This is a genomic window from Paenibacillus sp. J22P51 (genome assembly GCF_059692215.1).
In genome coordinates this window covers 185,380-205,952 of the sequence record NZ_JCAUAZ010000009.1, presented here as the reverse complement: position 1 = coordinate 205,952, position 20,573 = coordinate 185,380, and the positions used below count along the sequence as shown (strand labels likewise).

18 protein-coding genes and 1 tRNA gene are annotated in these 20,573 nt (G+C 46.3%); 17 read left to right on the top strand and 2 right to left on the bottom strand.

Annotation, left to right across the window (positions count from 1 at the left end):
• The first annotated feature begins 14 nt into the window (after positions 1–14).
• The 10 genes from hisJ to AC58QC_RS20030 all read left to right on the top strand — a co-directional run bounded on the left by hisJ (position 15) and on the right by AC58QC_RS20030 (position 11,391).
• The gene (gene hisJ / locus AC58QC_RS20075) at positions 15–821 is read left to right on the top strand and encodes a histidinol-phosphatase HisJ (protein WP_497416862.1); all 807 of its coding nucleotides are present in this window, start codon (positions 15–17) and stop codon (positions 819–821) included.
• 74 nt (positions 822–895) lie between these two features.
• Complete coding sequence (locus AC58QC_RS20070) at positions 896–1,846, top strand: ribose-phosphate diphosphokinase (RefSeq protein ID WP_497271841.1); 951 nt, start codon at positions 896–898, stop codon at positions 1,844–1,846.
• A 309-nt stretch (positions 1,847–2,155) separates the two neighbouring features.
• Positions 2,156–3,892 carry a tetratricopeptide repeat protein gene (locus AC58QC_RS20065; RefSeq protein ID WP_497416861.1) on the top strand — a complete coding sequence of 579 codons (1,737 nt, stop codon included), beginning with the start codon at positions 2,156–2,158 and terminating at the stop codon, positions 3,890–3,892.
• 136 nt (positions 3,893–4,028) lie between these two features.
• Complete coding sequence (trxB, locus tag AC58QC_RS20060; protein ID WP_497246645.1) at positions 4,029–4,976, top strand: thioredoxin-disulfide reductase; 948 nt, start codon at positions 4,029–4,031, stop codon at positions 4,974–4,976.
• Positions 4,977–5,136: 160 nt separating this feature from the next.
• Positions 5,137–6,084 carry an ROK family glucokinase gene (locus AC58QC_RS20055; RefSeq protein ID WP_497416860.1) on the top strand — a complete coding sequence of 316 codons (948 nt, stop codon included), beginning with the start codon at positions 5,137–5,139 and terminating at the stop codon, positions 6,082–6,084.
• Between the two features lie 73 nt (positions 6,085–6,157).
• Positions 6,158–7,045 (top strand): RNase adapter RapZ, encoded by an 888-nt coding sequence (gene rapZ, locus AC58QC_RS20050; RefSeq protein WP_497416859.1) that lies wholly within the window; start codon positions 6,158–6,160, stop codon positions 7,043–7,045.
• A 31-nt stretch (positions 7,046–7,076) separates the two neighbouring features.
• Positions 7,077–8,060 (top strand): gluconeogenesis factor YvcK family protein, encoded by a 984-nt coding sequence (locus AC58QC_RS20045; RefSeq protein ID WP_497416858.1) that lies wholly within the window; start codon positions 7,077–7,079, stop codon positions 8,058–8,060.
• Between the two features lie 5 nt (positions 8,061–8,065).
• Complete coding sequence (gene whiA, locus AC58QC_RS20040) at positions 8,066–8,998, top strand: DNA-binding protein WhiA (RefSeq protein WP_065851303.1); 933 nt, start codon at positions 8,066–8,068, stop codon at positions 8,996–8,998.
• Between the two features lie 147 nt (positions 8,999–9,145).
• Positions 9,146–9,415 (top strand): HPr family phosphocarrier protein, encoded by a 270-nt coding sequence (locus AC58QC_RS20035; RefSeq protein WP_028555561.1) that lies wholly within the window; start codon positions 9,146–9,148, stop codon positions 9,413–9,415.
• A gap of 212 nt (positions 9,416–9,627) precedes the next feature.
• Entirely contained in the window at positions 9,628–11,391 is a 1,764-nt protein-coding gene (locus AC58QC_RS20030; RefSeq protein WP_497416857.1) for a copper amine oxidase N-terminal domain-containing protein, read from the top strand.
• A 73-nt stretch (positions 11,392–11,464) separates the two neighbouring features.
• On the opposite strand, the gene clpP is transcribed toward AC58QC_RS20030, so the two are convergent.
• On the bottom strand, positions 11,465–12,046 hold the full coding sequence (gene clpP, locus AC58QC_RS20025; RefSeq protein ID WP_065851305.1) for an ATP-dependent Clp endopeptidase proteolytic subunit ClpP: 582 nt from the start codon (positions 12,044–12,046) through the stop codon (positions 11,465–11,467).
• 165 nt (positions 12,047–12,211) lie between these two features.
• Positions 12,212–12,283 (bottom strand) — tRNA-Arg (locus AC58QC_RS20020).
• A 265-nt stretch (positions 12,284–12,548) separates the two neighbouring features.
• Here AC58QC_RS20020 and AC58QC_RS20015 point away from each other — a divergent pair.
• The 7 genes from AC58QC_RS20015 (at position 12,549) to AC58QC_RS19985 (ending at position 20,499) form a co-directional block, all read left to right on the top strand.
• The gene (locus AC58QC_RS20015; RefSeq protein ID WP_497416856.1) at positions 12,549–13,571 is read left to right on the top strand and encodes a sugar-binding transcriptional regulator; all 1,023 of its coding nucleotides are present in this window, start codon (positions 12,549–12,551) and stop codon (positions 13,569–13,571) included.
• 82 nt (positions 13,572–13,653) lie between these two features.
• Positions 13,654–14,661, top strand: a complete 1,008-nt coding sequence (gene gap, locus AC58QC_RS20010) for a type I glyceraldehyde-3-phosphate dehydrogenase (protein WP_497416855.1) — start codon at positions 13,654–13,656, stop codon at positions 14,659–14,661.
• A gap of 166 nt (positions 14,662–14,827) precedes the next feature.
• Positions 14,828–16,009, top strand: a complete 1,182-nt coding sequence (locus AC58QC_RS20005) for a phosphoglycerate kinase (RefSeq protein WP_497416854.1) — start codon at positions 14,828–14,830, stop codon at positions 16,007–16,009.
• Positions 16,010–16,041: 32 nt separating this feature from the next.
• Positions 16,042–16,794: a triose-phosphate isomerase gene (gene tpiA / locus AC58QC_RS20000; protein ID WP_497416853.1), complete on the top strand. Its 753-nt coding sequence runs from the start codon at positions 16,042–16,044 to the stop codon at positions 16,792–16,794.
• Between the two features lies 1 nt (position 16,795).
• Positions 16,796–18,334, top strand: a complete 1,539-nt coding sequence (gene gpmI / locus AC58QC_RS19995; protein WP_497416852.1) for a 2,3-bisphosphoglycerate-independent phosphoglycerate mutase — start codon at positions 16,796–16,798, stop codon at positions 18,332–18,334.
• A gap of 37 nt (positions 18,335–18,371) precedes the next feature.
• A complete protein-coding gene (gene eno, locus AC58QC_RS19990) occupies positions 18,372–19,664 on the top strand; it encodes a phosphopyruvate hydratase (protein WP_497366059.1) in 1,293 nt (430 codons plus the stop codon).
• A gap of 124 nt (positions 19,665–19,788) precedes the next feature.
• Positions 19,789–20,499, top strand: coding sequence for a M50 family metallopeptidase (locus AC58QC_RS19985; RefSeq protein ID WP_497416851.1), 711 nt, complete (start codon positions 19,789–19,791; stop codon positions 20,497–20,499).
• Positions 20,500–20,573: the final 74 nt, after the last annotated feature.

Sequence of the window (20,573 nt, the reverse complement as noted above, 5' to 3'; positions counted from 1 at the left end):
GGAGTGAATTCACGATGTTGATTGATTATCACACACATCATGTGCGCTGCGGTCATGCCTCTGGGGAACTAGAGGAATACGTCAAACGCGGCATCGAGATCGGGCTTACCCAGTTGGGGCTTTCTGATCATATGCCGCTTTTGCATGTCGACCCGCAAACGTATTGGCCGGAAATGGCAATGCCGATGGAGGAGCTTCCTCGTTACGTGGAAGAATGTCTTCATCTCAAGGAGAAGTACAAGGAGCAGATCGATATTCGTGTGGGTCTGGAGGGCGACTATATTGAGGGCTACGAGTCGGAGATTGCAGCCATCATTAACGCTTACCCATGGGATTATGTGATCGGTTCGGTGCATTTCCTAGGTGAATGGGATATTTCTGATTTTAGACAGCTGGCAGGTTGGGAAGGTAAGGATATTTTTGCTGTTTATACCCAATACTACGAGGCAGTGAAGAAAGCAGTCCGAACCGGACTGTATGACTATATCGGTCATATCGATATGATCAAACGATTTGGTTACGTGCCGGATCGCGATACGTGGGAACTAGAGAAGTCTGCGTTGGATACCGTGAAAGAGTATGGGCTTGCGATCGAGCTGAATGCATCGGGCCTGCGTCATCCGTGTAAAGAGATGTTTCCGAGCCGCCGCATGTTGGAATATTGCCATAAGGTGGGAATTCCAGTGACACTTGGATCGGACGCGCATCAGCCGGAACGGTTGTCTCAGTATTTGGATGAGGCAAGAGAGCTATTAAAAACGATTGGATTTAACGAAATAGCCACATTTTCTGCACGAAAACGACATCTTGTGACTTTTTAAATTCGACACATATCATGTATAATGAGTAGGACTATATAATCTATTTAATGAACCTTCGGAGGTAACCATTAACCATGCATAGCGACAATGTTAAAATTTTTTCCGGATCTTCGAATCCGAAGCTTGCGGAAAGTATTTGTAAAGAGCTCGGCCAGCCGCTAGGACAAATTAAATTATCGCGTTTTAAAAGCGGAGAAATTTATTGCCTTTACGAAGAAACCATTCGTAACTGTGACGTGTTTCTGGTACAAACCTTCTCCCATCCGATTAATGAGCATATGATGGAGCTTCTCGTCATGATGGATGCGGCGAAAAGAGCATCTGCAAAAACGATCAACCTTGTCATCCCTTACTATGGTTATTCTCGTCAAGAACGTAAAGCAGCTCCGCGTGAGCCGATTTCAGCTAAATTAGTCGCGGACTTGTTCGGTGCAGCAGGTGCAACTCGTGTTGTTACGATTGACCTTCATGCGCCAGCGATACAAGGCTTCTTTAATATCCCGGTGGATCACTTGACAGCGCTAGATCTGATTAGTGATTGCATCAAAAGAAAGAATTTGCCAAACCCAATCATCGTATCTCCAGATGCAGGTCGCGCAACTACAGCTGAGAAAATGGCTAACATTCTCGATGCGCCATTCGCGATGATGATTAAGAAACGCCCAGAGCACAACGAATCCGTGATTACTCACGTGATTGGTGATGTCGCTGGACGTACGCCGATTATTATCGAGGATCTGATCGATACAGGGACTACGATCGTTAACGTCGTGGAAAGTCTCAAAGAACGCGGTGCGCTTGATGTTTACATCTGTGCTACGCATCCTGTATTCTCTGGCCCAGCATTGCAGCGCTTGGATCACCCGAGCATTAAGGAAGTTATTATTACGGATTCCATTGCAATTCCAGAGGATCATTCCCCTAAGTTTAATGTGCTCTCAGTAGCACCTTTGTTGTCCGATGCAATTCGTATTATTACCGATGGTGGTTCCCTATCCTCCCTATTCAAATACGGTGGCGTATAAGGAAGCTTTACAAGCTGACTTTGAAAACGTGGATTATTCGGGGAAGCATATTCGGCGTCGAATCTTGAACGAAATCCGGGAACTGCGGTACTCACGTAGGCTCGCCTACGCTCCGTTCCTCGTTCCACGGATTATCGTCCAACCTTCTCGGTTTTGAAAGGCGACTTTTTAAGCCTCGATTTGAATAGAATCAAAGGCCAAGATCAAGAGTAACTTCAAGACCAAATCTTACCTTCGGATAATGTTTTTGGCTTCTAGGAGATCTATGGTATAATTTGATGGTAATCAAATTGCCGGAGGTGTCTTGCTATGGAAAAGAAAAAGCGCATATCCGAAGCGCCAAAACCAAAAGTTATTTCAATTAACATGGATGCCGCATTCTTTTTCGAGAGAGCGGTTCAATCTTTGGATCGGTTTCATTATGATAAGGCATTGAAATATTTCCGGCGGGCTGCAGAGTATGAACAGGATAATCCTGTAAATCACTGCAATCTCGCAGGTGTTCTCTCCGAAGTGGGCAATTATGACGAGTCGAACCAAATTTTGCAGCATATCCTTGAAACCATTGATCCCGAGATGACAGAATGTCACTTTTATATGGCAAACAACTATGCCAACATGGAAAACTTCGAGCAGGCAGAACAAGCATTGGTTCGGTATTTGGAGAATGACCCGACAGGGCAATTCATGGACGAATCCGAAGAAATGATGGAAATGCTGAGCTACGAGCTTGATCGTCCCGCCCCTCTCACTAGCATCAAGAGTCGAGAAGGGCTGTTCGAGCATGATAAAGCGCGTGCGTTGCTGGAGGAAGGTAAGTTTGCAGAAGCTGTAAGGCAGCTGGAGAAGTTGGTGAAGAATCAGCCTGATTTCACAGCCGCTCGGAACAATCTAGCTTTGGCTTATTATTATATGGGTCAATTCGAAAAGGCGATGGAAACGATACGAGAAGTGCTGGTTATCGATCCTGGTAATCTGCATGCACTCTGTAATATGGCGATTTTCCATCAGCATTTCGGCAATAAGAAGGAACTTGCTGAGCTTACCTCGCTTCTAGGCAAGACGTTTCCGTTCCAGCAGGAGCATGTCTTCAAGCTGGCAACGACCATGGGTATTCTTGCTCAGCATGAGAAAGCGTACCATTTGTTTAAGCGTCTGCTGAAGGCGGGTGACGGAGGCACAGATCCTTGTCTGTATCATTATGCGGCTGTTGCTGCGTGCCATATCGGTCGTTTCGCTGAAGCGCACCGCTTATGGAAGCAGGTTCAGAAGCTGGATCCAGGTGCTGAAATTTCTAAGTTCTACTTAGAGCAGTTGCGTGTAAGAGAGAAGTCAGCTCTTCCGCTTACTTGGAGCTATCACTATCATTTGCCGTTTGAAGAGCAGTTCCGCGCGCTTGAGAAATCTACGCAAGGGATTCCGGATCAATTGAAGAAAGACCCGCTTGTGCGGTCATCCTTCTTCTGGGCGTTACGCCATGGCGATGTGGAGACGAAGCTTCAAGTCATTCAAGCCTTTGGCTTGATTGCAGACAACGAAGTGAGAGATGCCCTTCAGGATTTCATTCTGGATCCTAAAGAGGATGACTACTTGAAGAAGGTTGCCATCTTCGTTCTGCGAAGCATGGGCATTCGCGAGTCCCTTCCAGCCTATCTCGAAAATAAGGACATCATGGTAGAGGCTTCTCCGTACTCGCCTCATCTTCCCGTATGGGATGCAAGCTGGCAGCGAGTAATGGAAACGGCGCTATCGCATATGCACAAGCGTTACGATATGGTTCAACAGTATGACTTAGAAATTCTTTGGGTTGAATTTCTGACGAAGGTGTACCCGAATGTGCCTAAGATTCACAAATCTGAAGGCTGGGCAGCAGCGTTAGAATATTTGATTGCCAAAATGCATCGCCGTACGATTTCCTATCAGGAAGTAGCTACACGCTATGGCGTCACGGTTTCCACGGTCAGTCGGCATGTGAAGTTGATCGACGACACCTGTGGATTGCGTGAGAAAATGGATGCGATTTTCAATAAGTTTACGAGTCTTTGATAGCCGAGCTTGTTGCATCATGAAAGTCTCGGCTTTCATACATATAGATGAACTGATTGCTTCCCCGATAGACTGAGGAACAATCAAGATTATTAAAGATAGCTTTCCTCAGGAAAGCACCTAGGAGGGAAATCATATGTACAAATCAGTTGTAGTAGGAACAGGACCATCCGGTCTTACAGCGGCTATTTACTTGGCGCGCGCGAACCTAAGCCCACTTGTTATTGAAGGACCAGAACCAGGCGGACAGTTGACCACAACTACCGAAGTAGAGAATTTTCCAGGATTTCCCGAAGGGATTATGGGACCTGAATTAATGGAAAACATGCGCAAGCAGGCAGAACGCTTTGGCGCTGAATTCAAAACAGGTTGGGTTAATTCGGTCGAATTGACGAACCGCCCGTTTAAACTGCAAGTAGAAGGTCTAGGCGAGATCGAAACAGAAACACTGATCATTTCAACAGGTGCATCAGCTAGATTGCTTGGTATCACGAATGAGAAAGAAAACATCGGACGCGGCGTAAGTACGTGTGCAACGTGTGATGGCTTCTTCTTCCGTGGTAAAAAGATTATCGTCGTTGGTGGCGGTGACTCTGCTATGGAAGAGGCTAACTTCCTTACTCGCTTCGCGACGGAAGTACGTTTGGTTCATCGCCGCGATGAGCTTCGCGCCTCGAAAATTATGCAGGATCGCGCTCGTGGAAACGAGAAGGTAAAGTGGTCTCTGAATAACACGCCGTTAGAAGTTGTAGCGGGCGATAAAGGTGTTACCGGCCTTAAAGTGAAAAACAACCAAACAGGTGAAGATGAAATCCTTGAAACAGACGGCATCTTCGTAGCCATCGGTCATACGCCGAATACGAAGTTTCTCGGTGGACAAATCGACACAGATGAACATGGCTACATCATCGTGAAGCCAGGTACAACAGAAACGAACATCCCAGGCGTATTCGCTTGTGGTGACGTGCAAGATACGAAGTATCGTCAAGCTATCACAGCTGCTGGAAGCGGTTGTGCTGCAGCGTTGGAAGCAGAGAAGTTCCTTGAAGGTAACAGCGTACACGACTGGAGTATTTCGTTGTAAATCGTAATGGCATTTCAGTTAACGTGGAGGGCTACGCTTTCCACGTTTTCTCATTTAGACAGGGTGCTGATGAATCTTGACCTCCCAGCAGGCTTGTCTTATAGTGGGAACAGGAGCATATGCCCGAAAATTTTATGATTATTCATGAGGTGACCTTGTAATGTCCAATCAAATTTATATCGGTGTAGATCTAGGCGGCACGAATATTAAAGTAGGTATTTGTGACGAGCAAGGTAAACTGCTCAAGACGTTAGAAGGACCTACTTCACCTGAACTTGGTGCAGAGTCAGTTCTAGAGCGTATTGCGCAGTATGTACGTCAAATTGTCGAAGAATCTGATTATGCGTGGGAGCAAGTAGCTGGGATTGGCGCTGGGTTAGCTGGATTTATGGATATTCCAGAAGGCTTTGTGAAATTCTCTCCTAATCTGCAATGGCATAACGTTCCAGCGAAAAAGACGCTTGAAGCACTTCTGGGTAAACAAGTTAAAATTGATAACGATGCAAATGTAGCTGCGCTAGGCGAAGCTTGGTCAGGCGCTGGAGCGGGCATTCCGAACTGTGTGTGCTATACACTTGGCACGGGTGTTGGCGGCGGAATCATTATTAACGGTAAAATTTATCAGGGTTCTGCTGGTATGGCTGGAGAGCTTGGACATATGTCCATCGTTCCTGACATTGAAGCGATTCAGTGTGGATGCGGTCAAATGGGCTGTCTTGAAACAGTTTCCTCCGCGACAGGCATCGTTCGTATGGCGAAGGAAGCGGTTGAACGCGGAGAGCGTACATCACTAGCCCTTCATGAGAAAATTGAAGCTAAGCATGTGTTTGATGATGCGAAAAGTGGCGATGAAGTCGCTTTGCGTATCGTGAATCGTGCGGCTTACTATATCGGTCGCTCGATGGCAGCATTGGCTGTTGTTATTAACCCGAAGCGTTTTATTATCGGCGGTGGTGTATCGAAGGCCGGAGAAATTCTATTCCAGCCTATTCGTGAAACGTTTATCAAGTTCACACCAGAAGCAGCTGCTGAAGGTGTTGAAATTGTTGCTGCTACATTGGGCAATGATGCAGGCGTTGTAGGAGCGGCAGGTCTGAATTTGCGATAGAAGGATAGACCGGGTTCGCAGATGAACAGAAGAGATCTGATCTGCGAAAGCACCCCAAAGGAAGGTGTCATTCATGGAAGAAAACCACCCTTTAGCGAAACTGGTCATTATTACAGGGATGTCGGGTGCTGGCAAGACAATTGCTGTTCAAAGCATGGAGGATTTAGGATTCTTCTGCGTTGACAACTTACCTCCCGTCCTGATTCCGAAGTTTGCCGAATTAATCGTGCAATCGATGGGGAAAATCGGTAAAGTCGCCTTGGTTATTGATTTGCGCGGACGTGAATTTTTCACTGCGCTCCAAGAATCCTTGCGTTATATCCAAGAAAATTACACGCTAAGCTATGAAATTTTGTTCTTGGACGCTACGGACGGGACGCTCGTTCAACGTTACAAGGAGAGCCGTCGTCGCCATCCATTGGCACCCGACGGGGCACCGCTTGAAGGAATAGGACTTGAACGCAAGTTGCTTGAAGAACTCAAGGGTCTGGCTACGCAGGTGATTGATACCAGCAGCTTGAAGCCAGTGCAATTGAAGGAAAGAATCATTTCCCGGTTCACCAATCTAGAAACTAATCGCATATCTATAAATGTAATCTCCTTCGGGTTCAAGTATGGTGTTCCTATTGACGCTGATCTCATCTTTGATGTGCGTTTCTTGCCTAATCCCCACTATGTTGAGCAACTTCGTCCACAAACGGGTCAAGATCCAGATGTGTATGACTACGTGATGAAGTGGACGGAGACGCAAGAATTCTTGACGAAGCTGTTGGATATGCTGAATTTCTTAATGCCTCAGTATAAGAAGGAAGGCAAGAGCCAGGTTGTTGTTGGCATTGGCTGTACAGGAGGCAAACATAGATCGGTTGCGATTACGGAATATCTAGGTAAGGTCATGGGGAACAGCGAGACCGAGACCGTGCGACTAAGTCATCGGGATGCCGAGCGGGACCGCTTATAGGCGGCTATGCGATTAAGAGGGTGAAAGAAGTATGGATCTTGGTCAATTACAACGTAAGCCCAGAATAGTCGTTATTGGCGGTGGAACAGGGCTCTCGGTCATGCTGAGAGGACTGAAAGAAAAGCCGGTTGATATCACAGCTATCGTGACGGTTGCAGACGATGGAGGGAGTTCCGGCATCTTGCGAAGTGAGCTGCAGATGCCGCCTCCGGGAGATATTCGAAATGTGTTAACATCATTAGCTGATGTTGAGCCCTTATTGTCTTTAATGCTTCAGTATCGATTTCAAAACGGTACAGGTTTAGCCGGGCATAGTCTGGGAAATCTAATATTAGCTGCACTGACAGATATTACAGGTGATTTTGTTACCGCCGTGCAAGAAATGAATCGCGTATTCGCAGTTCGCGGGAGAGTGCTTCCAGCTTCGAATCAAGCCATTGTGTTGAAAGCCATTATGGAGGACGGGACTTTAGTTGTTGGAGAGTCCAAAATACCGAAGGCCGATGGACGGATCAAGCAAGTGTTCATTGAACCAGCAGGTGTGACACCACTCACAGAAGCTGTTCAAGCTATACGCGAGGCAGATGCCATCTTGTGTGGTCCGGGCAGTTTATATACAAGTTTGCTGCCGAATCTGCTTGTTCCAGGGATTGCTGAGGAGATTGTTGCATCTCATGCTGTGAAAATGTTTATCTGTAATGTCATGACACAGCCAGGTGAAACCGATGATTATTCTGTCAGTGATCATCTGGATGCGATTTACGATCACTTAGGTCAGCATTTGTTTGATTATGTAATCGTGAATAATGGTGAAATTCCACCGCAGGTGCAAGCCAAATACGCGGAAAAAGGTTCGAAAGCGGTCCATTTAGATTTGGATGAAGTGACGAAAAGAGGATATCGGGTCATAGCGGATCGACTTGTCCTATTCCGTACCTATCTTCGTCATGATGCAGAGAAATTGAGTGACCATATCTATCAGCTCGTCGAAAGCTGGCTGTTAAGGAAGAAGTGAGTCCCTTGTCCTTTGCGGCAACAACCAAAAAAGAATTAACCTTAATCAATGATTCGGAGCCGTGTTGTGAAAAAGCGGAGCTATCAGCCCTCATTCGAATGAATGGCGCTGTTCAGCTAACGAGTCAGCGTGTCGTGTTGGACGTATCAACGGAGAATGCAGCGATTGCACGGCGAATTTACTCGCTGATCAAGAAGACGTATAATACACATACGGAGCTGCTCGTACGTAAGAAAATGCGTCTTAAGAAGAATAATGTGTACATTGTTAGGGTGCCCGGTCAAGTACAGGAGCTGCTCAGTGATTTGAAAATCGTCTCTGAGGGTTTTATTTTCACGACGGGTATTAATAAGGACATTATTCGCGGCAATTGCTGTAAGCGTGCTTATCTCCGGGGGGCCTTCATGGCTGGCGGTTCTGTCAATAATCCGGAGGGATCTTCCTATCATTTGGAAATCGCTTCGATTTATGAAGAGCACTGCAAAGCATTGACGCAGCTTGCGAACAAGTTTGACTTGAACGCCCGTTTCATTGAACGCAAGAAAGGGTTCGTGCTGTACATCAAGGAAGGCGAGAAAATTATCGAGTTTCTCAATATCATTGGGGCTCATCAGGCGCTGCTGCGCTTCGAGGATGTCCGGATTATGAAGGATATGAGGAATTCCGTTAATCGCATCGTGAACTGTGAAACGGCGAACTTGAACAAAACGATCGGAGCAGCTGTCAGACAAATCGAAAATATTCGATTGCTGCAGCGGGAGATCGGTCTTGATAGCTTACCTGAGAAGTTGAGAGAGGTTGCCGAGATTAGACTTCAGCATCCTGACTTGAATTTGAAGGAAGTTGGAGACATGCTTTCGGGTAGTGTCAGTAAGTCAGGTGTGAATCATCGCCTACGGAAAATAGACGAATTGGCTGAAAAACACCGAAATTCGTAGAAAAATTAGAGCTGCACAACGTTTGTATAAGTTTTTCGCATTTTTTCTAGTGTACTTGAAGGAAAAATGCTATAATATTAAAACATAAGGTAAACGCTGTTATTAATAGTAATCCATATAAGCTCCACACTAGGGGGAATTAGTTCCATGTCCAGACGTCCAGTCGTTGTGAAGTTGAGAACAGGACTTCATGCCAGACCTGCGGCATTGTTTGTTCAAGAGGCGAATAAGTTTTCATCTGAGATCTTTGTTGAGAAAGATGAGAAGAAAGTGAATGCGAAAAGCATCATGGGAATTATGAGTCTTGCGATCAGCACAGGGACCGAAGTCTTCATAAGTGCAGAAGGTTCGGATGCAGAGCAGGCTGTAAACGCTTTAGTCACATTAGTCAGTAAGGAAGAATTGGAAAACCAATAATTCTTTAAAAGCCTACCTTTCGAGGGGGCTTTTTTGCAGTTTATCGAAGTAAATCACAATCCATCTAAAAGTGTCAAAATTGTTAACATTTAGTGGCATGGGGCAACCTTTTTCGCTTGGCTACGTCTAATAAACGTGGTCATGATGGATAAGGCTATTTGTATTTCTAAGTAGTGATTCTATCCAAAGCTTGAAGAAGGAGTCGAAGTGAAATGAGTGTAGTAAAGAAAGAAATGATTGCCCTACTGGCGTTACTCGTATTTCTAGTCAGTACGATAACAGCACCAGCCGCGCATGCGGTATCAACAAGCTCGTCCTTTATTCTACTTTATATCGATAAGTCAGAAGCTTTCGTGAATCAGGAGCAAGTTCATCTCGAATCCCCATCTACCATTATTGATGGAAGCACTTTCGTTCCAGCCAAGTTCTTAGGTGATACATTAGGCTTCCAAGTCGAGTGGAATGATTTATCACGTACGATTCAAATGGCGCCTCCAGGTTATAATATTGTCCTTGATTCCGATCACAAGACAGTAACAACGAATGGGGTGGATGTACCCTTTAATTCAGTAGCCGCTATCGTGAATGGTAAGTTGCTGGTGAAGCTGACTTGGTTAGCTGATTACATGGGTGCAAAGTACACATATAACAGTGAATTGCGACGTGTAGAGATTGTGCATTTTAAGGCGCCTGAGGGCATCTACATTGATCAAGATAGTAATTCTCGTCCTGTTGCCAAATTTAGTACTGCGAAGCCTACTTACAGGCTCGGTGAGCCTGTTAAATATTTAGATCTGAGCTATGATCCAGATGCTGAAGGGATTGCCTCGTACGATTGGACAGGGAAGCAAGAAGCTTTCTTCAAAGCAGGTTCCTATCCGGTTACGTTAACTGTAAAGGATCGTCATGGTCATGTGAGTAAGTTGTTCAAAAGCTTCGTGACTGTCGTAAATGAACCGTATTTATCCGAAGTCGAGTATCCGATTTATATGAAGCCAGTTGGTGGTTTTATCAAATCGAACTGGTCGACCATTTGGTCGCATTTCAATGAATTACCTATGCTTCCGAAGGAAGTCAAAGAAGTGCAAGGGCGCACGCTGCTTGTGAGTGACAGCCCGGAAGAGTTCACATCGAGCGGTATTTTGTATCAAGATAATATTAATGGCAAAGCGCGCTTGTACGCGGACCATATCAATGGTACGCAAAAGAAGATGACGATGGCGATCTTCGCAACGAATAACACAGATAAACCGGTTACGATCAAAACGACGAATAAAGGTGAGGTATATCCTTCCGTTTATGCGAACTTGATTGGCAGCGAAGCGTCGGTTGATTTCCTTCTAAACAACGTGTACTCAGAAGAGATGACGGTTCTGCCTCATGCAAGCTATGTGTATGCGAAACTACCTGAATTCTATCCAGGTCAAGGTGTGAATTTGTTCTATGATGTCGAAACGGACGGCGAGTTACAAATGTCCTTTATCGCAACGGACAAAATGCTGACGCCAACGACGGTGAAGGAGTTGCCTTTACTCGCCTTTAACGGCCATGTTCGAGGGACATTCCCAGTTTCAGAAATTCAGTGGAAAATTGATGCCACGAGTTTCACCAAATCTTCCGTATTAACGATCGGTGACAATAAGACGGATCCGTTCGTCAAAGGCTACGATGTGATGCGAAAGATGAATGTGGAGAATGGCGGGAATTATGGCGTAGTCTACAAAATCCATGCGGATAAACCGCGCAAAATGGCTGTGATGATCATGGCTAGAGGCGGCGTGTTCAAGGGGCCATTTAAAATCAACGGCGAGATCATTCCTGTACCGTATTCCGGTGTCATTACGGCTTTCGATGGGTATCAAGTACTAGCACGCACGACCGGTACCGAAGATGCCTTAGATATCGAGTTCACGCCTCCAGCGGGCTCGGCGTTTCCGATTGATTTGATTTTCTACCCATTGGAAGATAAGAAATAAGTAAAATAAAAAACCAGCCGATCTTCGGCGCTCAGGTGAGCATGAAGATCAGGCTGGTTTTTCTTGTATAAAATTAGACGCGCTCGATGACTTTATCGATGAGTCCGTATTCGGCTGCTTCTTTAGCACTCATGAAGTTATCACGGTCAGTATCCTTTTCGATGCGCTCGAACGATTGTCCAGTGCGCTCTGCAAGGATGGTGTTCAGGTTGTCTCTCATTTTCAAAATACGCTTCGCACGAATTTCGATGTCGGAGGCTTGACCCTCTGCGCCGCCAAGCGGCTGGTGAATCATGACTTCGCTGTTCGGAAGCGCGTAACGCTTGCCTTTGGCACCTGCTGTTAGTAAGAAAGCGCCCATCGAAGCGGCCATACCTACACAGATCGTGGATACGTCTGGTTTGATAAATTGCATCGTGTCGAAGATCGCCATACCGGCTGTGATAGAGCCGCCTGGGCTGTTAATGTAAAGCGAGATATCTTTATCAGGATCTTGAGCGGCTAAGAAGAGCAACTGAGCAATGATGGAATTCGCCACAACATCGTTGACACCCGTGCCTAAGAATATAATGCGGTCCTTCAGCAAGCGAGAGTAGATGTCATATCCTCTTTCACCGCGCGCGTCCTGTTCGACGACCATAGGAATAAAACTCATGAGAATGACCTCCTTGGGGTTGGGTTACATACTATTTACAGTATCTACAAGTATGATAACGAAAAAACGTCTGAAGGTCAAGAAAGGTCAAACTAAACGCAAAAAAAATCAGCTGCGATGCTGATTTAGGGTTACTACGTATGAATAACTTCTAAATGTACTGGACGCGCCCGAAAGGAATCGAACCTTTATCTCAGGCTTCGGAGGCCTACGTCATATCCATTGGACCACGGGCGCATAGTTTAAAAAAAGAGAAGCAAGGGTTATTATAAGTCAGCTATCCAGAAAAAGCAAGATGGTAAGCCCTTTCAGCCCGAATTGGAGAAAAATGTTTGAACAAATGTTGAATGTTGAGAAAAGAATGGTTATAATAAGAATTGTAAATGTGAAACAAAAATTACGACTTGTGCAAGGAACTTTTTTTTCGCCCGGGTGGGACGCAAAATGTATACCCGGGACACAAAACGTCCTACAAAGGATCGGGAGCGTTAGAAGTCGTCCTATGAGAGAGATTCTAGATATTCAGAAACAGCTCATGCCTGATCTAATGGACATCATGAAGAAACGCTACTCGATTCTGCAACACATCTTGGTATCCGGCGTTGTCGGACGAAGGACGCTAGCGTCCTCACTCGACATGACGGAACGCGTACTCCGCGGTGAAGTCGATTTCCTGAAGGAGCTTGGGCTTCTGGAATCTGACGCAAGCGGTATGAAGATCAGCGAGTCTGGTCGTCAGCTGCTGGAGGATATGCAGCCCATCATTAAGATGGCGTTTGGTCTGACGGATTTGGAAGACAGTATTGCTAAGGCTTTTCACCTCTCGCATGTGATTATCGTTCCTGGAGATTCCGACACTTCGGTATTTACGAAGAAGGAGCTTGGACGCGCTGGTGCGGCCGCCTTACGTAAATATGTCGCCAAAGATGATATCATCGCGGTAACGGGTGGATCGACCATGGCGCAGATTGCCAATAACTTGGCGATATCTTCTTCGATGAAAGGCAGCTGGTTCGTCCCTGCACGCGGTGGACTTGGTGAAAGTGTGGATATGCAAGCGAACACCATTGCTTCCATTATGGCCAAGAAAACAGGCGGGAAATACAGACTGCTGCATGTCCCGGATCATCTGGGAGAAGAGGCGTATCAATCGCTCATTCAGGACCCGCAAATTCAGGAAGTTGTGAACGCGGTGCGGAGTTGTCGCATTGTTGTACATGGTATCGGAGATGCTATGGTCATGGCACGCAGACGTAAAGTAGATAGCGAGACTACGAGCAGTCTGAGAGCAGATGGAGCACTTGCTGAGGCGCTTGGGTATTATTTTGACCGTCAAGGAAATGTGGTTCATAAGATGCCGACAGTCGGATTACGGCTGGAAGATCTGCAGCGTGTTGAGGTTGTGATTGGTGTTGCTGGCGGGAAGAGCAAGGGTGAAGCGATCGCTTCTGTACTGCGGCATGGGCAAGAAGATGTGCTTGTCACAGATGAGGCAGCAGCCCTAGAAATCATGAAGCATGTATAGCTGAAAGTTGCCATCATAACGTATGCCTTTCATGGCTGCGTTTTGAAATATAATATTTATGTAATCTTAGGAGGAAATGACTATGACAACAAAAGTAGGTATTAACGGTTTCGGACGTATTGGTCGTAACGTATTCCGCGCAGCATTGAACAACAAAGATGTACAAATCGTAGCAGTAAACGATTTGACAGACGTTAAAACTTTGGCACACTTGCTCAAATATGACACTACTCACGGTAAACTAGACGCTACAGTTGAAGCTGGTGAAGGTGAATTGATCGTTAACGGTCGTTCCATCAAGGTTTTTGCTGAGCGTGACCCTGGGAACCTGCCATGGGCTTCTGTAGGCGCTGAAATCGTAATCGAGTCCACTGGTATTTTCACAGCGAAAGAAAAAGCAGCACTTCACTTGAAAGGTGGAGCTAAGAAAGTTATCATTTCCGCTCCTGCTTCCGACGAAGATATCACAATCGTACTTGGTGTTAACGAAGACAAATACGATCCAGCTGCACACACAATCATCTCCAATGCTTCTTGTACAACGAACTGTCTAGCTCCTTTCGCGAAAGTTATCAACGATAGCTTCGGAATCGTAAAAGGTATGATGACAACTGTTCACTCGTACACAAATGACCAATCCGTTCTTGACGTTCCACATAAAGACCTTCGTCGTGCTCGTGCAGCAGCTGAGAACATCATTCCTTCCAGCACTGGCGCAGCTAAAGCAATCGGTCTAGTTCTTCCTGAGCTTAAAGGCAAATTGAACGGTATGGCTATGCGTGTTCCTACACCTAACGTATCCGTAACAGATTTGGTAGTTGAGCTTAAAGTTAACGTAACAGTTGACGAAGTAAACGCAGCTTTGAAACAAGCTTCTGAAGGCCCTCTTAAAGGCATTTTGAACTACACAGAAGATGCACTTGTATCCAGCGACTTCAATGGTGACCCAGCTTCTTCCACAATCGACGCTTTGTCCACAATGGTAGTTGGCGACAACATGTTGAAAGTTGTTTCCTGGTACGATAACGAGTGGGGCTACTCCAACCGCGTTGTTGACTTGGTAGCTTTCATCGCGAAAAAAGGTCTGTAATTTCATAAAGCATCAACTGGAAAACCACATGAAGGGGAGAAGCGATTCTCCTCTTTATGTGCGATTTACCCTATAAAAGGATAGAACCGGAAGATAACCATACATGCCAGAGAGCTTATGCTTACGAAGTCAGTTTTCTGACGAAAACTTTTAGGAGGCTTTTACGATGAATAAGAAAAGTGTTCGCGATGTTGAAGTAGCTGGTAAAAGAGTATTTGTTCGCGTTGATTTCAACGTACCTGTAGAAAACGGTCAAATCACCGACGATACACGTATCAGAGAAACGCTTCCTACGATTAAATTCTTAGTAGAGCAAGGCGCAAAAGTTATTCTCGCTGCCCATTTTGGTCGTCCAAACGGACAAGTGGTTGAAGAGCTTCGGTTAACGCCAGTTGCTGCGAAATTGGCTGAGCTTCTTGGTCAAAACGTGATGAAAGCGGATCAATCCGTTGGTGAAATCGTGAAAGCCCAAGTGGATGCGCTTGAAAATGGTGATGTACTCTTGCTTGAAAACGTTCGTTTCAACGAAGGTGAAGAGAAGAATGATCCTGAGTTGTCCAAAGCTTTCGCTGATCTAGCTGATCTGTTCGTGAATGATGCTTTCGGTGCTGCTCACCGTGCACATGCTTCGACTTCAGGCATCGCAGCGTATATTCCAGCTGTTTCCGGTCTATTGATGGAGAAAGAGCTTGATGTTCTAGGGAAAGCGTTGAACAACCCAGAGCGTCCTTTCACAGCGATCGTTGGCGGATCCAAAGTAAAAGACAAAATTGCCGTGATTGAAAACCTCCTGAACATTGCAGACAACGTCTTGATTGGTGGCGGTCTGTCCTATACATTCTTGAAAGCACAAGGCTATGAAATCGGTAAATCGCTTCTGGACAACTCGAAGCTTGATTTAGCGCTTAGCTTTATTGCGAAAGCAAAAGAAAAAGGTGTGAACTTCCTGCTTCCAGTAGATATCGTTGTTACGGATAAGTTCAGCGCAGATGCGAACACGCAAATCGTTGATATCGACAGCATTCCTGCAGATTGGGAAGGCATTGACATCGGAGCGAAAACACGTGAGCTTTATGCAGACGTTATCGCGAAATCCAAGCTCGTTGTTTGGAACGGACCGATGGGTGTGTTCGAAATCGAGCCTTTCTCCCATGGTACTCGCGCTGTAGCGCAAGCTTGTGCAACGACTGAAGGTTACACAGTTATCGGCGGTGGCGATTCCGCAGCAGCAACTGAGAAATTCCACTTGGCTGAGCAAATGAACCACATGTCCACAGGCGGCGGAGCTTCCTTGGAGTTCATGGAAGGTAAAGCATTGCCAGGCGTAGTAGCATTAAACGATAAATAAGAAATTATTTTTTCATAAAAAGGAGTCTAACTATGAGCAGAACACCGATTATCGCAGGTAACTGGAAAATGTTCAAAACCGTTTCCGAAGCGATCAGCTTCGTGAACGAAGTAAAAGGCAGCACAGTTGATGGAGTGGAGAGCGTAATTTGTTCCCCATTCACGAACCTACCTGCACTTGTTGAAGCTACAAAAGGTACAGACGTTCATGTTGGCGCACAAAACCTTCACTTTGAAGATAATGGCGCGTTCACAGGTGAAATCAGCGGCGTTATGTTGAAAGACCTTGGCGTTGAGTATGTGATCATCGGTCACTCCGAGCGTAGAGCATACTTCGCTGAGTCCGACGAAATCGTAAACAAGAAAGTCGTTGCGGCTTTCAAACACGGCTTGAAACCAATTCTTTGCGTAGGCGAGAAGTTGGAAGAGCGTGAAGTGGGTCAAACGAAAGACGTTTGTAAAGTACAGACAGAAGCAGCTTTTGCTGGTCTTAGCGCAGAGCAAGCGGCACAAGTCGTTATCGCATATGAGCCAATCTGGGCAATCGGTACTGGTAAATCTTCCACTGCTGAAGATGCACAAGACGTGATCGGTTATATTCGTACACTGGTGAGCGGTCTTTACGGTGCAGCGGTTGCTGATGTCGTTCGCATCCAGTACGGCGGCAGCGTGAAGCCGAACAACATTGCTGAGTACATGGCACAGCCTGACATCGACGGTGCGCTTGTAGGCGGAGCGAGCTTAGAGTCCGCTTCCTACATTCAGCTCGTCCAGGGGGCGAAGTAACATGTCCAGACCGAAACCGGTAGCACTCATCATTCTCGATGGCTTCGGACTCCGCTCAGAAGAGCAGGGGAATGCGGTTGCTCATGCGAATAAGCCGAACTACGACCGTTACTGGTCGACGTTCCCTCACACAACCCTCACCGCTTGCGGTGAGGCTGTAGGTTTGCCAGAAGGTCAGATGGGGAATTCTGAAGTAGGACACCTGAACATTGGCGCAGGCCGTACTGTGTATCAGGATCTGACGCGGATTTCGAAATCGATTCGTGACGGCGAATTTTTCGATAATGAAACGATTGTCGGCGCACTTCGTCATGCCAAAGATAACGGTAAGAAGCTTCACCTGTACGGCTTGCTTTCTGACGGCGGCGTACACAGTCATATTGAGCATTTGTTTGCTCTATTGGAATTGGCGAAAAAAGAAGAGTTCAATGACGTTTACATCCACGCATTCCTGGACGGCCGCGACGTGGCTCCAGATTCTGCTAAAGGGTATATGGAAAGCCTTCTGAACAAAATCGAAGAAATCGGCGTAGGCAAAATCGCGACTGTACAAGGCCGCTATTATGCAATGGATCGCGACAAACGCTGGGAGCGTACGGAGAAATCCTACCGCGCCATGGTGTATGGCGACGGTCCAACCTACACGGATCCGATGAAAGCGATCGTTGAATCCTACGAGAAATCCGTCTATGATGAGTTCGTTATGCCAACGGTTATCGTGGGTGAAGACGACAAGCCGGTAGGACTTGTAGAATCAGGCGATGCGGTGATCTTCTTCAACTTCCGTCCTGACCGTGCGATTCAACTTTCCCAAGTCTTCACGAATGAAGACTTCCGCGGGTTTGATCGTGGTCCTAAAGTGGCTAAGAACCTCTACTACGTGTGTCTGACGCTGTTCAGCGAATCCGTAGATGGGTTCGTAGCGTACAAACCGAAGAATCTGGATAACACGCTTGGCGAGGTGCTGGCTCAGAACGGTCTGAAACAGCTTCGCGCAGCGGAAACAGAGAAGTATCCGCACGTAACGTTCTTCTTCAGCGGTGGTCGAGATGCTGAATTGCCAGGCGAAACTCGCTTGCTGATTCCTTCACCGAAGGTTGCGACGTATGATTTGAAACCAGAGATGAGCGCTTACGAATTAGCGGACGCGGTGGTAAAAGAAGTAGAAGCAGAGCGTCATGATGTGATTATTTTGAACTTTGCCAACCCTGACATGGTAGGTCACTCTGGATTGCTTGAGCCAACGGTAAAAGCGATCGAAGCGACAGACGAGTGTCTTGGTAAAGTGGTAGAAGCGATCCTAGCCAAAGGCGGCGTAGTCTGCATCACAGCAGATCACGGCAACGCAGATGTGGTTACGAATGCAGATGGCTCACGCAACACAGCACATACAACGAATCCGGTTCCTTTTATTGTGACAGACAAATCTGTTACACTAAGAGATGGCGGTATTCTGGCAGATATTGCACCAACAATGCTAGACTTCTTAGAAGTGAAGCAACCGGAGCAAATGACTGGTGCAACAATCCTAAACAAGTAATAACTAAATTCATATTATTAAAGGAGTGTTTATCACAATGACAATTATTTCTGATGTTTACGCACGCGAAGTATTGGATTCCCGCGGTAACCCAACTGTTGAAGTAGAAGTATACCTAGAGTCCGGCGCATTCGGCCGTGCTATCGTCCCTTCAGGCGCTTCCACAGGCGCATATGAGGCTGTTGAGCTTCGTGATGGTGACAAAGGCCGTTACCTTGGTAAAGGCGTTCTGAAAGCCGTTGAGAACGTAAATGAAATCATCGCTCCTGAAATCATCGGTCTAGACGCTCTTGATCAAGTTGGCATCGACAACAAAATGATCGAGCTTGACGGTACTCCTAACAAAGCTAAACTAGGCGCTAACGCGATTCTAGCTGTTTCCATGGCTGTTGCTCGCGCAGCTGCTGACGCTTTGGACGTGCCATTGTACGTTTACCTTGGTGGATTCAATGCCAAAACACTTCCAGTTCCAATGATGAACATCATCAACGGTGGGGCACATGCCGACAACAACGTTGACGTTCAAGAGTTCATGGTTCTGCCAGTTGGCGCTCCAACTTTCAAAGAAGCTCTTCGCATCGGCGCTGAGATTTTCCATAGCTTGAAATCCGTATTGAAAGAAAAAGGTCTTAACACAGCTGTTGGCGACGAAGGCGGATTCGCTCCTAACTTCGCATCCAATGAAGAAGCAATCACAACAATCCTTGCTGCGATCGAAAAAGCTGGTTTCACACCAGGTGTTGACGTATTCTTGGGTATGGACGTTGCTTCCACGGAGTTCTTCAAAGATGGTAAATACCACCTTGAAGGCGAAGGCAAATCCTTCACATCCGCTGAGTGGGTTGACTTCCTTGCGGCTTGGGTTGATAAATACCCAATCATCACAGTTGAAGACGGTTGTTCCGAAGACGATTGGGAAGGTTGGAAGTTGCTTACTGAGAAATTGGGTAACAAAGTTCAACTCGTTGGTGACGATCTGTTCGTTACGAACACTGAGCGTCTATCCAGAGGGATCGAAGAAAACATCGGTAACTCCATCTTGGTTAAAGTTAACCAAATCGGTACGCTTACTGAGACTTTTGATGCGATCGAAATGGCAAAACGCGCTGGTTACACAGCAGTTATCTCCCACCGTTCCGGTGAGAGCGAAGACAGCACAATCGCTGATATCGCGGTTGCTACGAACGCTGGTCAAATCAAAACAGGTGCTCCGTCCCGTACGGACCGTGTAGCGAAATACAACCAACTTCTTCGTATCGAAGACGAGTTGTTCACTGTAGCTCAATACGCTGGTAAAAAAGCATTCTACAACTTGAGAAACTTCAAGTAAGTCATAGATTTTTGAACGTAGTTCAAAGTCTCGCTGCTATAGCGTATACTAATTAAATAAGACCATTAGCGAGCAGGTGATTCAGTCACCTGCTCGTTTATGTAATCAAGGGGGCGTCGGCTGTATGAGCAACTGGTTGAAAACTATTTTATTTCTGATAGGTTCTGCGGTGCTCACGCACTGGCTCCCTTCTTCCTTTTTTCGGAACATCGACACGATGGTACACGAGTTCGGGCACGCGGCAGTTACATTGGCTTTGTCCGGTAAAGTCATGTATATCGAGCTGTACAGTAATCAAAGCGGTGTCACCTTATCGACGATAACGAAGTCTTGGTCGATCATCCCTGTGTCACTGGCGGGTTATATGACGGCCTCGGTGTTTGCTTGGTTTTTATTCTCGGCCTACGCAAGAGGGAAACAGCGACTTGGCTTACAAGTAATGGCTGTTTTGTCTATTCTGTCCTTGGTGCTATTCGTGCGTAATGGGTATGGTATCATGTTCTTAGTCGGGTTTATTGTTCTGACTGTTGTGGTTCTAGCCATTACACCGAAATGGCTGCGTGACTTCTACTATCTGCTGCTTGCATTCTTATGTTTGGAGGAGTCGGTGTTTGGTCCAGCTTCTTTGATCGTATATGCGGTGCAAAACAGCCGGAGCGCTGGTGATGCGACTAATTTGGCCAACCACACGGGGATACCTGCCATTGTGTGGGCGATCGGGTTTACGTTATTCGCGCTGTGGTGTGCGAAGCGAGCGGTGAGTGCCTTCTTAGGGCGAAGCAAGAGAGCTAGACGTGCAAGTGGACCTACTACGTTGGGATCTTATCGCGATTAGTAACGAATGCATCGTTTAGGCCTTTTGGTTGTATTCGTGGACGAACTATGTTAAAATACTCATGCTAGTTGTAT

Bases quoted from the DNA above. Each gene is read 5' to 3' on its own strand.
- hisJ (WP_497416862.1), top strand. From the start codon at position 15: ATGTTGATTGATTATCACACACATCATGTGCGCTGCGGTCATGCCTCT.
- AC58QC_RS20070 (WP_497271841.1), top strand. From the start codon at position 896: ATGCATAGCGACAATGTTAAAATTTTTTCCGGATCTTCGAATCCGAAG.
- AC58QC_RS20065 (WP_497416861.1), top strand. From the start codon at position 2,156: ATGGAAAAGAAAAAGCGCATATCCGAAGCGCCAAAACCAAAAGTTATT.
- trxB (WP_497246645.1), top strand. From the start codon at position 4,029: ATGTACAAATCAGTTGTAGTAGGAACAGGACCATCCGGTCTTACAGCG.
- AC58QC_RS20055 (WP_497416860.1), top strand. From the start codon at position 5,137: ATGTCCAATCAAATTTATATCGGTGTAGATCTAGGCGGCACGAATATT.
- rapZ (WP_497416859.1), top strand. From the start codon at position 6,158: ATGGAAGAAAACCACCCTTTAGCGAAACTGGTCATTATTACAGGGATG.
- AC58QC_RS20045 (WP_497416858.1), top strand. From the start codon at position 7,077: ATGGATCTTGGTCAATTACAACGTAAGCCCAGAATAGTCGTTATTGGC.
- AC58QC_RS20035 (WP_028555561.1), top strand. From the start codon at position 9,146: ATGTCCAGACGTCCAGTCGTTGTGAAGTTGAGAACAGGACTTCATGCC.
- AC58QC_RS20030 (WP_497416857.1), top strand. From the start codon at position 9,628: ATGAGTGTAGTAAAGAAAGAAATGATTGCCCTACTGGCGTTACTCGTA.
- clpP (WP_065851305.1), bottom strand. From the start codon at position 12,046: ATGAGTTTTATTCCTATGGTCGTCGAACAGGACGCGCGCGGTGAAAGA.
- AC58QC_RS20015 (WP_497416856.1), top strand. From the start codon at position 12,549: ATGAGAGAGATTCTAGATATTCAGAAACAGCTCATGCCTGATCTAATG.
- gap (WP_497416855.1), top strand. From the start codon at position 13,654: ATGACAACAAAAGTAGGTATTAACGGTTTCGGACGTATTGGTCGTAAC.
- AC58QC_RS20005 (WP_497416854.1), top strand. From the start codon at position 14,828: ATGAATAAGAAAAGTGTTCGCGATGTTGAAGTAGCTGGTAAAAGAGTA.
- tpiA (WP_497416853.1), top strand. From the start codon at position 16,042: ATGAGCAGAACACCGATTATCGCAGGTAACTGGAAAATGTTCAAAACC.
- gpmI (WP_497416852.1), top strand. From the start codon at position 16,796: ATGTCCAGACCGAAACCGGTAGCACTCATCATTCTCGATGGCTTCGGA.
- eno (WP_497366059.1), top strand. From the start codon at position 18,372: ATGACAATTATTTCTGATGTTTACGCACGCGAAGTATTGGATTCCCGC.
- AC58QC_RS19985 (WP_497416851.1), top strand. From the start codon at position 19,789: ATGAGCAACTGGTTGAAAACTATTTTATTTCTGATAGGTTCTGCGGTG.